Annotated in this window: 12 protein-coding genes; 8 read left to right on the top strand and 4 right to left on the bottom strand. The window is 71.4% G+C overall.

The annotated features are described in order from the left end of the window. Positions 1-657, bottom strand: a 657-nt coding sequence (locus tag ACI3KY_RS16615) for a LacI family DNA-binding transcriptional regulator (RefSeq protein ID WP_404931255.1), incomplete at its 3' end; no start/stop codon positions are given. Positions 658-832: 175 nt separating this feature from the next. Between ACI3KY_RS16615 and ACI3KY_RS16610 the strand changes: the two genes are divergently transcribed. The 3 genes from ACI3KY_RS16610 (at position 833) to ACI3KY_RS16600 (ending at position 3,361) form a co-directional block, all read left to right on the top strand. After that, positions 833-1,771, top strand: coding sequence for an oxygenase MpaB family protein (locus ACI3KY_RS16610; protein ID WP_404931254.1), 939 nt, complete (start codon positions 833-835; stop codon positions 1,769-1,771). A gap of 151 nt (positions 1,772-1,922) precedes the next feature. Further along, positions 1,923-2,774, top strand: coding sequence for an NAD-dependent epimerase/dehydratase family protein (locus ACI3KY_RS16605; protein WP_404931253.1), 852 nt, complete (start codon positions 1,923-1,925; stop codon positions 2,772-2,774). Next, positions 2,771-3,361 (top strand): DUF1992 domain-containing protein, encoded by a 591-nt coding sequence (locus ACI3KY_RS16600; protein WP_404931252.1) that lies wholly within the window; start codon positions 2,771-2,773, stop codon positions 3,359-3,361. Before ACI3KY_RS16605 ends, ACI3KY_RS16600 begins: the two co-directional genes overlap by 4 nt. A 42-nt stretch (positions 3,362-3,403) precedes the next feature. On the opposite strand, the gene ACI3KY_RS16595 is transcribed toward ACI3KY_RS16600, so the two are convergent. Next, positions 3,404-4,429, bottom strand: a complete 1,026-nt coding sequence (locus ACI3KY_RS16595; protein WP_404931251.1) for a LacI family DNA-binding transcriptional regulator — start codon at positions 4,427-4,429, stop codon at positions 3,404-3,406. 162 nt (positions 4,430-4,591) lie between these two features. On the opposite strand from ACI3KY_RS16595, the gene ACI3KY_RS16590 reads away from it, so the two are divergent. Genes ACI3KY_RS16590 through ACI3KY_RS16575 form a run of 4 tightly spaced genes read left to right on the top strand, consistent with a single transcriptional unit; the run spans position 4,592 to position 9,738 of the window. Further along, positions 4,592-5,890, top strand: a complete 1,299-nt coding sequence (locus ACI3KY_RS16590; RefSeq protein ID WP_404931250.1) for an ABC transporter substrate-binding protein — start codon at positions 4,592-4,594, stop codon at positions 5,888-5,890. A 58-nt stretch (positions 5,891-5,948) separates the two neighbouring features. After that, complete coding sequence (locus ACI3KY_RS16585) at positions 5,949-6,884, top strand: carbohydrate ABC transporter permease (protein WP_404931249.1); 936 nt, start codon at positions 5,949-5,951, stop codon at positions 6,882-6,884. 8 nt (positions 6,885-6,892) lie between these two features. After that, positions 6,893-7,789 (top strand): carbohydrate ABC transporter permease, encoded by an 897-nt coding sequence (locus ACI3KY_RS16580; RefSeq protein WP_404931248.1) that lies wholly within the window; start codon positions 6,893-6,895, stop codon positions 7,787-7,789. Beyond that, positions 7,786-9,738 carry a glycoside hydrolase family 127 protein gene (locus ACI3KY_RS16575; protein WP_404931247.1) on the top strand — a complete coding sequence of 651 codons (1,953 nt, stop codon included), beginning with the start codon at positions 7,786-7,788 and terminating at the stop codon, positions 9,736-9,738. The genes ACI3KY_RS16580 and ACI3KY_RS16575 overlap by 4 nt, the downstream gene beginning before the upstream one ends. A 17-nt stretch (positions 9,739-9,755) precedes the next feature. On the opposite strand, the gene ACI3KY_RS16570 is transcribed toward ACI3KY_RS16575, so the two are convergent. Both ACI3KY_RS16570 and ACI3KY_RS16565 read right to left on the bottom strand, forming a co-directional pair. Continuing rightward, a complete protein-coding gene (locus tag ACI3KY_RS16570) occupies positions 9,756-10,046 on the bottom strand; it encodes a DUF4287 domain-containing protein (protein ID WP_404931246.1) in 291 nt (96 codons plus the stop codon). Positions 10,047-10,059: 13 nt separating this feature from the next. Next, the gene (locus tag ACI3KY_RS16565; RefSeq protein WP_404931245.1) at positions 10,060-10,443 is read right to left on the bottom strand and encodes a cupin domain-containing protein; all 384 of its coding nucleotides are present in this window, start codon (positions 10,441-10,443) and stop codon (positions 10,060-10,062) included. A gap of 74 nt (positions 10,444-10,517) precedes the next feature. Between ACI3KY_RS16565 and ACI3KY_RS16560 the strand changes: the two genes are divergently transcribed. Continuing rightward, complete coding sequence (locus tag ACI3KY_RS16560) at positions 10,518-11,507, top strand: DUF5937 family protein (protein ID WP_404931244.1); 990 nt, start codon at positions 10,518-10,520, stop codon at positions 11,505-11,507. The last annotated feature ends 65 nt before the right edge of the window (positions 11,508-11,572 follow it).

Genomic DNA, 11,572 nt, shown 5'->3' with positions numbered 1-11,572 from the left:
CCACAGCGGCCCGGCCTCGAGGCCGGCGCCCTCGAGGGCGCGCCGCATCCCCGCTTCGCGGGAGCGCGCCTCGAGCCACTCCTCGGGCCCGGCGACCCGGCCGATGCGGCGATGGCCGAGCTCGACGAGATGCGTGATCGCGAGAGCGGCGCCCGCCTCCTGCTGCTCCGCGCCCGGCCCGGTGTGCAGCGCGGCGATGGCGACTCCGGGGTGCGCCGCTGTCAGCGCCGTCAGCGTGGCCGCGTGCGGGGCCAGCACGATGAGCCCGTCCACACCCTGACCGATCAGCCGATCGGCGGCATCGTGGACGGATGCCTCGTCCGAGGCGTCCGAGTACGCCGTCGCGATCCAGCGTCCGGCGTCGCGGGCAGCCGCCTCCAGGGCGGCGATCCCGACCGCCGGCCCGTACAGCGTCGCGTCGGACGCGATCACTCCCAGGGTGCGGGTCGTGCGGGTGCCCAGCGTGCGGGCGGCGTTGTTCACCCGGTAGCCGAGCGCGGCGATCGCCTGCAGCACGCGGTCGCGGGTCTCGGGCCGGATGTTCGGATGCTCGTTGATGACGCGCGACACCGTCTGCGTCGACACACCGGCGGCCCGCGCCACATCGCGCACGCCGACGCGGGTGGGGTCGGCGGGCAGCGGCCGCGTGTCGTCCATGGCGCACACCCTATCCGTCGGCCCGCGGCGGGGCGGACTCGGCCGATCCGCGGCGACTCGGCTCACGTGCGGACCCGAGTCGCGGCGAACGCACCGACTCGTGCGACCGGGAGCGCGCCGACTCGCGCGACGGCGAACCCGCCCCACCTCGCCGTGTCGGTGGCACGCTGGACGCATGGGTGCACGCTCTCCGAAGACCCGGCGGCCGACGCTGCGCGCGCGGCTGCTGACCGCCCTCGCCGGCGACCCCGACGGCACGCCGCCCTGGGTGCGAGCCCTGGCCGAGGGCGAGGATGCCGGGTACTTCGCCGACGGCGGCGCCGTGTGGACGGTGCATGCCGGCACGGGAACCTTCGTCGCCGGCATCCGTGCCCTGCTGATCCAGGCGCTGCATCCGGGTGCGATGGCGGGCGTGCACGACTTCTCGCGCTACCGCGACGACCCGATCGGGCGCCTCACCGGCACCGTGCGGTGGATCATCTGCGTCACCTACGGCTCGACCGCGCAGGCGGCGCGCGAGACGCAGCGCGTCGCGCGGCTCCACCAGCGGGTGGAGGGGTCGTACGAGTCCGTGACAGGCCCGCGGGAGTACTCGGCCGGCGATGCCGACCTCGTCGAGTGGGTGCACCTGGCCTTCACGGAGGCATTCCTCGGCGCGCATCAGCGCTGGGGCGGGCCGATCCCCGGCGGTGCCGACGCCTACGTGCGCGAGTGGGCGCAGGCCGGGCGCCTCATGCGGCTGGAGGACCCGCCGCTGACGGAGGCCGAGCTGCGCGCACGGATGGACGGGTTCCTCGCGCGCGGCGAGCTCCGCCGCGACGAGCGCGTGGACGACGTGGTGCGGTTCCTCCGCTCCGCGCCCTTCACCGGCATGATGCGCCTCGCCTACCGGGTGCTGTTCGCGGCGGCCGTCGCCAGCCTGCCGCGCGACTACCGGCGCCTGCTCGGACTGCGCCGGTCGCCGCTTCCCGTCGTGACCCTCACGCGGATCGTGCTGGCGGTGTCGGCGAAAGCGCTCGAGGAGGGCCCGCGGGCGCAGGATTTCGCGCGCGAGCGGCTCCGCCGGCTCAGCGGCACGACCGCGGCGACCCCTGACGCAGCCACCGCCCACTGAACTCCCCCACACCGGCGCCGCCCCGCGAAAAGCAGGGCGCGTCACGCGACACGCCGGGCCGCAGCATCCCTCACCGGCGTGTCGTCGTCACCGCCCCGACTTTTCGCACGCGAACAGGCCCCGGACCCCGCCGAAATGGCAGGCTGGAGTCATGCGCATCGCCCTCACCGGTTCGTCCGGAAAGCTCGGCACCGTCGTCGCCCGCGAACTGCGCGCGGCCGGCCATGACGTCATCGGTCTCGATGTCGTCGGGGCACGCGGCCCCGGCTTCGTCCAGGTCGACCTGACCGACTACGGACAGGTCGTCGACGCCCTGACCGCCGTCAACGATCGCCACGACGGGTTCGACGCCGTCGTGCATCTCGGCGCGATCCCGGCCCCCGGCATCCGCTCCGACGTGGCGACGTTCCACAACAACATGAACGCGACGTTCAACGTGTTCTGGGCGGCGGTGCGCCTCGGGATCCGCAAGATCGTCTACGCGTCGAGCGAGACCGTGCTGGGTCTGCCGTTCGACGTGCCGCCGCCGTACATCCCCGTCGACGAGGAGTACCCGCCCCGGCCCGAGTCGGTGTACTCGCTGGTCAAGACGCTCGAGGAGCGCATGGCGGTCGAGCTGGTGCGGTGGCACCCCGAGCTGTCGATCACCGGCCTGCGTTTCTCGAACGTGATGGTGCCCGAGGACTACGAGGCGTTCCCGTCGTACGACGCCGACGCGACGCTGCGCAAGTGGAACCTGTGGGGCTACATCGACGCCCGCGACGGCGCCCAGGCGGTGGAGCGGGCCCTGGAGGTCGCCCCTCCCGGATTCGAGACGTACATCATCGCCGCCGCCGACACCGTGATGGCGCGGCCCAACGCCGAACTCGTCGCCGAGGTCTTCCCCGGCGTCGAGACCCGCGCGTTCGGCGAGCACGACACCCTGCTCTCGATCGACAAGGCCCGGCGCGTGCTCGGATACGACCCGCAGCATTCGTGGCGGGATCACATCCCGGCGTCATGACCGAGGGGCCGCGCGAAGCCGCCGAGCGCTACCGCTTCGAGAAGTGGCAGCGCGAGCAGGGCTTGTCATCGGACGAAGAGGATGCCGCGGACGCCGCCGCCCCGCCGGCACGGGGCTTCTCGGCCGCCGAGCGTGCGGCCGTCGTCGAGAACGCGATCCAGCAGGCGATCCGGCGCGGCGAGTTCGACGACCTGCCGGGCGCAGGGAAGCCGATCCCCGGCCTCGGCGAGACGCATGACCCGGACTGGTGGATCCGGCGCAAGATCGAGAGCGAGCAGCTCACCGGGCTCGGCCCGCCGGCCCTCCGGCTCCGGGTCGAGAGCGCCGAGCTCGAGGGCACGCTCGATGCGCTGTCCCGCGAGGCCGACGTGCGTGAGGCGCTCGAGGACTTCAACCGCCGCGTCGTCGACGCCCGACGGCAGCTGCAGGGCGGCCCGCCGGTCGTGACCCCTACTCGCGACATCGACGCCGAAGTGACGGCGTGGCAGGAGCGCCGCAGCGCCCGCATCGCCGCGCAGGCGCAGGCGGACGCGGATGCCGCGTCCCGGCGTCGGAGCCCGTGGTGGCGCCGTCGCGGACGCGAGTAGATTCCGCGTCGGCGCCGCTGCACCGCGGCTGGGGCTGTCGCGTCAGCGCCGCGGGATCGTCGAGCCGCGGATGATGAGGCGCACCGGCAGGTGGTGGGTGCCCTCGCCGATGTCGACCCCGTCGATCGCGTCGAACACCCGCTGCGCCGCCTGGCGACCCAGCTGCTGGAGGTTGGCGTCGATGCTGGTCAGCGCGGGCCGCGAGTTCGTCGACAGCACCTCCCAGTTGTCGTAGCCGATGACGGCGAGGTCCTCCGGCACGCGACGACCGAGATCGCGGGCGGTGTCGAGGGCACCGCGGGCGAGCTGGTCGGACCCGCAGAAGATCGCGTCGACATCGGGGTGCCGCTCGAGCAGCATGGCGGCGGCATCCCGTCCCCAGTGCTCGGTCCATTCCGAGAACATCGGGTCGCCCACGAGCTCGAGCCCGGCTGCGTCGAGCGCCGCCCGAGCCCCCGCGATGCGGTCCTGTGCGGCGGCGTAGGCGGGGTCGCCGGTGATGTGGGCGATGCGGGTGCGGCCGCAGGCGATGAGGTGCTCGACGGCGAGCCGGCCGCCGGCGTAGTTGTCGGGCGTGAGTGAGAGGTCGCGCGGATCGTCGGAGGGCGCGTACGCGTACACGACCGGCACCGGGATCTCTTGACCGAGCGAGGGCCGGGGATCGGTCTGCCGGCCGACGACGATGATGCCGTCGACTCGCCGGCTCAGCAGCGCCTTGAGGTGGTGCTGCTCGCGGATGGCATCGCCGCGCGCGTCGCAGAGGAACACGTTGACCTGCCCGGCGCCGAAGGCATCCTCGGCACCCATCAGGATCGGGATCATGAAGCGCCCCTCGAGGTCGCTCGTGAGCAGTCCCACGGTGCCGGTGCGCCCGGCGAGAAGGCCGCGCGCCATGGCGTTGGGCGTGAACGAAAGCTCTTCGGCGGCATCCATCACCCGCCGCCGGGTCGCCGGCGCGACGTCCTCCCGGCCGTTGAGCGCCTTCGACGCTGTCGCGATCGACACTCCCGAACGCCGTGCGACATCGCTCAGCGTCGCGCTGCGTCCCCCGGACTCATTGGCCGCCATCACCCCTCCTCGTTGCGGAAACGTTATCGAAGTAACGTCTTGACCGCTCGCGAACTCTCACGATACCGTGCCGAAAGCGATTTCGATGTTTTCGAGATCCATCACGGCAGCGGCGCGGCGATCCCGCCTGCGCACGCTCGAAGACGAGCCAAGGAGACTGCAATGACCAACACCCGACGTCGCGCCGCCGGCTGGCGCGCGGCGACCGCGCTCCTCCTCTCAGGCGCCCTCGTGGGCCTCGCCGGCTGCGCCGGCGGTGGCGCGGCGACACCTGCCGAGGACATCCCGGCCGAGGGGACGGACGACGGGACGACCCTCACCCTCTGGACCCGCGCGCCCCTCGAGAAGCAGGCGAACCTGCTGGTCGACGCCTACAACGCGTCGCACGAGAACCAGGTCGAGCTGACGGTCGTGCCCAACGACGACTACGTCGCGAAGGTCGGCGCCGCTGCCGGTTCGGGCGGGCTGCCCGACCTCTTCGCCGCTGACATCGTCTACGTGCCGAACTGGGTCGAACAGGGCCTGTTCCAGGACATCAGCGCCCAGATCGACGGCCTCGACTACAAGGACCAGATCAATCAGGGCCACCTCTCGGCGGGGACGGATGCCGACGGCAAGGAGCACGTGCTGCCGTTCGTGCTCGACCTGTCGATGCTGTTCTGGAACAAGGAGCTGTTCGAAGAGGCGGGACTCGATCCCGAGAAGGCACCCGCCACCATGGCGGAGTACGCCGATGCGGCCAAGAAGATCCAGGCGCTCGGCAAGGACGGCGTGTACGGCACGGCGACCGGCTTGAACTGCGGCGGATGCCTCGTCTTCACGTGGTTCCCGAGCATCTGGGCGTCCGGCGAAGAGGTGCTGAGCGACGACGGTCACGAGTCGCTCCTCGCCAACGACGCCGCCAAGGAGGTCTACGACACCTGGCGCGATCTGTGGGAGGCGGGCGCGGTTCTGCCCAGCTCCCAGGACGAAGCCGGTCCGACCTGGACCGCGGGCTTCACCGAAGGCAACGTGGGCCTGATGTTCTACCCGGCGACGCTGCTGTCGTCGACCCCGTTCGACGCGGGTGTCGCCGGCATCCCGGGCGTCGACGGCGGCGCGTCGACGTTCGTCGGCGGCGACGGCATCGGCATCTCGAAGGACTCCAAGAAGGCCGCCCAGGCCTGGAACTTCCTCACGTGGCTGATGTCGGAGGATGCCCAGGTGGACGTCCTCGCGAAGGACAACGACGTCGTCTCGCGCGCGGACTTCGCCGACAACGAGTACGCCGCGAAGGACCCGCGGCTCGTGACCATCAACGAGGTGGCCTCGCAGGGCGACACGCCCGTGGCGCTGAACTTCCAGCAGGCGTTCAACGCACCCGGCAGCCCCTGGCTGACGCTCGTGCGCAACGCCGTGCTCGAAGGCACCGACACGGTCGATACCGACAACGACGCCATCACCGAGATCCTCGCGCAGTGACCCGCGGCGGTGGCCCGGGCGACCGGGCCACCGCCCCCATCCCCGGAGAACGAACGCCATGTCCGCCGAGACGCTGAGCCCCCCGACCAGTCCACCGACCCTCCCCTCCCCGCCGCCGCACCGCTCTTCGCGCGCCCGGCGCGAGGCGCTGCGCGGCTGGCTCTACGCATCGCCGACCACGCTGTTCGTGGTGTTCGTGTTCCTGCTGCCCCTGCTGCTCGTGCTGCAGATGTCGGCGTCCGACTGGCCGCTGCTGTCGGGCAACCAGGGCTGGAACCTCCCCGAGAACTACATCGACGCCGTCGACCACCGCCTGTTCTGGGACGCGATCTGGTTCACCCTGAAGTACACGGTGATCACGACGATCCTCCTCATCGGCCTGGGCCTCGGGCTCGCGATGCTGGTGCAGGAGTCCACCCGGTGGAAGTCGCTGCTGCGCACGTCGTTCCTCGTGCCCAGCGCGCTGGGCCTGGCCTCGGCATCCCTCCTCTTCTACGTGCTCTACTCGCCGTACGCCGGCCCGTTCGCCGACCTCATGCAGTCGTGGGGCTTCACGTTCCTCGGCACCCCCGAGGGCGCGCTGTGGTCGACGGTGTTCCTCATCGTGTGGCGATATGCCGGCTTCTACATGCTGCTCATGCTGGTGGGCCTGCAGGCCATCCCCGACGACGTCTACGAGGCCGCGCGCATCGACGGCGCCTCGGCGTGGCAGACCTTCCGTGGCATCACGCTTCCGCTGCTGCGGCCGACGTTCGCGCTCACCATCGTGCTGTGCGTCACCGGCTCGCTGCTGGCGTTCGAGCAGTTCTACATCCTCACCAAGGGCGGGCCCGACAACAGCACCATGACCATCGTCCAGCTGATCTACAACGTCGCCTTCCAAGGCCAGAACAACCTCGGCATCGCCGCCGCGCTGTCGGTGATCGTGCTGCTCGCGCTCATCGTCATCAACATGTTCCAGCTGCGCGCGTTCCGCCGCACCGACGAGGACTGAGAGCCGCCATGTCCGCACAGACCCTCCCGTCCTCGACCCGCCTCATCGAGGTGCAGCCCTCCCGCCGCCGCGCGCGGCGCTCCCCTGCGGCACGCATCGTGCTCGGCATCCCGCACGCCGTGCTGACCACGGCACTTGCGATCATGTTCCTCTACCCGCTCATCTGGACCGCCGTGTCGTCGGTAGCCCCGCGGGCCGGCACCAGTCAGCCGGAAGGCTGGGGGCTCGGCAACTACGCCGCGCTCGCCAACTACCAGGCGGGCATCTGGGTGTACCTCGGCAACTCGACGTTCGTCGCCCTGCTGACGGTGCTGCTGACCCTGGTCGTCTCCACCCTCGGCGGCTACGCCTTCGCACGGTTCTCGTTCCCGGGCAAGAACCTGCTCTTCCTCACGGTGCTCGCGATCCTGATGGTGCCGTACACGACGCTGCTCATCCCGCTCTACGTGATCCTCAACGCCGTGGGCCTCAGCAACTCCCTGGTCGGCGTCGCCATCGTGCTCACGATGTTCCAGCTGCCGTTCTCGATGTTCATGATGCGGATCTCGTTCGAGTCCGTCCCGCGCGAGCTGGACGAGGCGGCCCTGGTGGACGGCGCGACCACCTTCGGAGCGCTCCGGCTCGTGCTGCTGCCGGCGGTCAAGCCCGGGCTCATCACCGTCGGCATGTTCGCCTTCCTCGCGGCCTGGAACGACTTCATGGCGCCGCTGATCCTCATCACCGACACGAACCGGATGACGCTGCCGCTGGCCGTGTCGAACCTCCGCGTGCAGGTGCAGGGCGTCATCGATTACGGGGCGACAGAGGCGGGGGTGGTCGTGCTGGCCCTGCCCTGCATCGTGCTGTTCCTCGTGCTGCAGCGCCACTACGTCCGGGGATTCATGTCAGGAGCGTTCAAGGGATGACCATGCAGACCACCACCGCGCCCCAGGCGCCCGTCGCACCGGCGCACGGCCGCCTCCGCCCCCTCGGTCAGCAGGAGGTCCGCATCACCGGCGGCTTCTGGGGCGAGCGGCAGGCCGTCAACGGCCGCAACACGCTCGCGCACATCGAGAGCCGCCTGGAGTCCGAGGGCTGGCTGGGCAACTTCGACCGCGCCGCCGCCGGCACCCTGCCCGAGGGACGCCGCGGCCGTGAGTTCTCGGACTCCGAGGTGTACAAGTACCTCGAGGCGCTCGCCTGGGAGATCGGCCGGACCGACGACGTCGACCTGGAAGCGCGGTTCCGCGCCGTCGTCGACCGTGTCGCCGCAGCCCAGGAAGCGGACGGGTACCTCAACACCCACTTCGGCCGCGAGGGCCAGGGGGCACGGTGGTCCCATCTGGAGTGGGGGCACGAGCTCTACTGCCTCGGCCACCTCTTCCAGGCGGCGGTGGCCCGGGAGCGCACGCGTCCGGGCGCGGACGACGGGCTGCTCGCCATCGCGGTGCGCGCCGCCGACCTGGTGTGCGCGGAGTTCGGGGCCGGCGCGCGCGACGGGATCTGCGGCCACGCCGAGGTCGAGGTGGGGCTCGCCGAGCTCGCGCGGGCGACCGGCGAGCCGCGCTATCTCGAGCAGGCGCGCGTCTTCGTCGAGCGCCACGGCCGGGGCACGCTCGGCGACATCGAATGGGGGCGCAGCTACTTCCAGGACGACGTGCCGGTGCGCGAGGCGACCGCCCTGCGCGGCCACGCGGTGCGCGCGAACTACCTGGCGGCGGGGGCGGCCGACGTCGCCGTCGACACCGGCGACGACGAGCTGCTCGACGCTCTCCGCGGGCAGTGGGACCGCACCGTCGCCCGCCGGACCTACATCACGGGCGGCCAGGGTTCGCACCACCAGGACGAGGCGTTCGGCGAGGACTGGGAGCTGCCGGCCGACCGCGCCTACTCCGAGACCTGCGCCGGCGTCGGCTCGGTCATGTTCTCGTGGCGCCTGCTGCTGGCGGGCGGGGATCCTCGCCACGCGGACCTCATCGAGCGCACTCTCTACAACGTCGTCGCCACCTCTCCCGCCCCCGACGGCCGCTCGTTCTTCTACGCCAACACGCTGCACCAGCGTGTGCCCGGCGTACCGGCGGACGAGGATGCCACCTCGCCCCGCGCCTCGTCGTCGCTGCGCGCCCCCTGGTTCGAGGTGTCGTGCTGCCCGCCAAACGTCGCGCGGACGCTCGCGAGTCTCGACGCGTACCTCGCGACATCCGACGACGACGGCGTGCAGCTGCACCAGTACGCGCCGGCGAGCGTGGACACGACGCTGCCGGACGGCCGGATCGTCGCGTTCGACGTCGAGACGGACTACCCGGCGTCGGGGCGCATCCGTGTGACCTCGCGGGGGGATGCCGCGCCCGACGAGCCGTGGACCCTCACGCTGCGCGTGCCCTCGTGGGCACACGGCGCCCGCCTCCGGCTCACTCCTGCGGGCGGCAGTCGGGCCGAGGAGCGCGAGGCGGAACCGGGACGCGTGGAGATCCGCCGAGCGTTTCGCGCCGGCGACACCGTCGAACTCGACCTGCCGATGACGCCCCGCATCAGCAGCCCCGACTCACGCATCGACGCGATCCGCGGGTGTGTCGCGATCGAGCGGGGCCCCGAGGTCTACGCGCTCGAGTCCGTCGATCTCGCCACAGCGGGTGCGACCGACGTCGCCGACGTCGTCCTTGCTCCGGGCGCGAGACCCTCCGAGCGCGACGGGCGCGTCTGGATCGACGTGATGTCCGTCGGCGGAGACGACTCGGCGACGGCATGGCCGTACGCCGGCGGCGTCGCGGCCGCCAGGGACGCAGCATCCGTCTCCGTCCCCCTCGTTCCGTACCACGAGTGGGCGGAGCGGGGACCCTCCACGATGCGCGTGTGGATCCCCGTCGCCACCTGAGTCAGGGGTCGCCGGAGTCAGGGGTCGGGGTTCGTCGCCTTGCCGTCGAGCCACAGCATGTTCGACGGATCCGAGTGAGCTGTGCCCGTGCCGACGTGCTTGTCGCTGATCTGCGGACCCTTGGTGATGACGTGGACCAGCGCCATCGCGTGGCCGCGGCCGAGGCCGTAGTCGGCGGCGAGCCACTCGACGATCGGCGCGGACTTCGTGCTCTCGTCGAAGCCCTTCTCGTGCGCCAGGTCGATGAACTGACGCGGCGTGAGGCCGGTCTTCTCCTCGATGTTGTCGAGGTATGCCTGGAATGTCATATTCGCGATCCAATCAGTCGGTGGTGGGGATGTCGAGAACCCCGGGCTCGTCCTGCCACTCCTGGATGATGCGGTCCGAGGCGTGGATGCACAGCACGCGGAGCCGTCCGCTTCCCGAGTTCTTGAAGCCGTGCCACGCGCCGGCGGGGGCCGTCGCGGTGTCGCCGGCGACGGCATCCAGCGTCTCGCCGTCGATCGTGATGCGCGCCTCGCCCTCGAGCAGCACCCAGGTCTCGGCGTAGGGGTGGCGATGGATGTCGGGGCCTTGCCCCGGCTCGTTGTCGACGAAGAAGTACGAGACGGCCGCCCCGTGCTCGACGCCGATGAATCGGCGCAGGCGCCCGGTGCCGACGACGAGGTCGGCCGCGGGGACGATGGCCGGAATAGTGGTGGTCATGAGGTGCTCCGTCCGCGTGCTGGTGGTGTGACTTCAGCCTCCTCGTCGCCGATCAGCCGCCCTATAGTTTCGATGTGGATCGAAAGTTCGTCGACTTCCAGCTCGCGCCGGACGACCTGACCGCGATCCGGTTCGGCGTCTCGCCCGGCCATGAGCTGTGTCACGCGGTACGCGCCCTGCTGCGACCCGATGAGTACCCCCTGCAGTGGGGATGGATGCGCGCCACCCGCAGCGCCATCCCCCGTGAGGACTTCGAGGTGCTCGCGCTGCTGATCCGCGACGAGGGCTACTTCCCCGACTTCTTCACGACCACTCCGACGTGGGAGCTCACGCCCGAGGCGGAGGCAGAGCGGCTGCGCGACATCGACGAGGAGCGCTTCCGCGTCGACATGACCAAGGTGCTGGCGCGCACCGAGGGCGCCCGTCGGGCCGCCGTCCAGCGCATGCTCGATCGGCCGGACCGCGCTCGCGCCATGATCGCGGGGGCGTGGCTGTCGGTCTGGAACGCCGGTGTCGCGCCGGTGTGGACGCAGCTGGAGCGGCTGCTCCGCGCCGACATCGCGGTGCGGTCGCGGCGCATCGCCGAGAGCGGCATCGGAGCCATGATCGAGACCCTGCACGACCGGGTGGCGTGGACCGACGGCGCGGTTCGCGTCACGATGCGGATCTGGAGCGAGGTCGTCGACTGCCGCGGCAGCGGACTGGTGCTGGTGCCGTCGGTGATGGGCACGACAGGATGCTTCGTGCTCACCGAGCCGCCGGCGCAGCCGACCCTGTTCTATCCGGCGCAGGGAGTGACGGCGACCTGGGCGCGAGACGCCACTGACGTGACGTCGGCCCTCGGCGCGTTGCTGGGACCGGCGCGCGCCCGCATCCTGCTCGACGCCCATGAGCCGAGGACGACCTCCCAGGTGGCGGTCGACACCGCCCTCGCGATCTCGACCGCGTCGCACCACCTCACCGTGCTGCGCGATGCCGGCCTCCTGGCGAGCACACGAGAGGGTGCGCGCGTGCTGCACCGCCGCACCCCGCTCGGCGAGGCGATGGTCGGCGCCGTGCTCTGAGACACCCTCCGACTCCTGCAGCCAGGCCCCGCCCAGGTGGCGCCGGTAGACTGGCCGGGCCATCC

The organism is Microbacterium sp. ZW T2_14, from assembly GCF_044987405.1.
In the GTDB taxonomy this organism is placed as follows: Bacteria; Actinomycetota; Actinomycetes; order Actinomycetales; family Microbacteriaceae; genus Microbacterium.
Note: the sequence above shows the minus strand (reverse complement) of the source record. Positions and strands in the feature narration are given on the sequence as shown.

What these genes read in the sequence shown, in the direction of transcription:
- ACI3KY_RS16575 (WP_404931247.1), top strand. Translation starts at nt 7,786, where the DNA reads ATGACCATGCAGACCACCACCGCGCCCCAGGCGCCCGTCGCACCGGCG.
- ACI3KY_RS16585 (WP_404931249.1), top strand. Translation starts at nt 5,949, where the DNA reads ATGTCCGCCGAGACGCTGAGCCCCCCGACCAGTCCACCGACCCTCCCC.
- ACI3KY_RS16570 (WP_404931246.1), bottom strand. Translation starts at nt 10,046, where the DNA reads ATGACATTCCAGGCATACCTCGACAACATCGAGGAGAAGACCGGCCTC.
- ACI3KY_RS16600 (WP_404931252.1), top strand. Translation starts at nt 2,771, where the DNA reads ATGACCGAGGGGCCGCGCGAAGCCGCCGAGCGCTACCGCTTCGAGAAG.
- ACI3KY_RS16580 (WP_404931248.1), top strand. Translation starts at nt 6,893, where the DNA reads ATGTCCGCACAGACCCTCCCGTCCTCGACCCGCCTCATCGAGGTGCAG.
- ACI3KY_RS16610 (WP_404931254.1), top strand. Translation starts at nt 833, where the DNA reads ATGGGTGCACGCTCTCCGAAGACCCGGCGGCCGACGCTGCGCGCGCGG.
- ACI3KY_RS16605 (WP_404931253.1), top strand. Translation starts at nt 1,923, where the DNA reads ATGCGCATCGCCCTCACCGGTTCGTCCGGAAAGCTCGGCACCGTCGTC.
- ACI3KY_RS16595 (WP_404931251.1), bottom strand. Translation starts at nt 4,429, where the DNA reads ATGGCGGCCAATGAGTCCGGGGGACGCAGCGCGACGCTGAGCGATGTC.
- ACI3KY_RS16590 (WP_404931250.1), top strand. Translation starts at nt 4,592, where the DNA reads ATGACCAACACCCGACGTCGCGCCGCCGGCTGGCGCGCGGCGACCGCG.
- ACI3KY_RS16565 (WP_404931245.1), bottom strand. Translation starts at nt 10,443, where the DNA reads ATGACCACCACTATTCCGGCCATCGTCCCCGCGGCCGACCTCGTCGTC.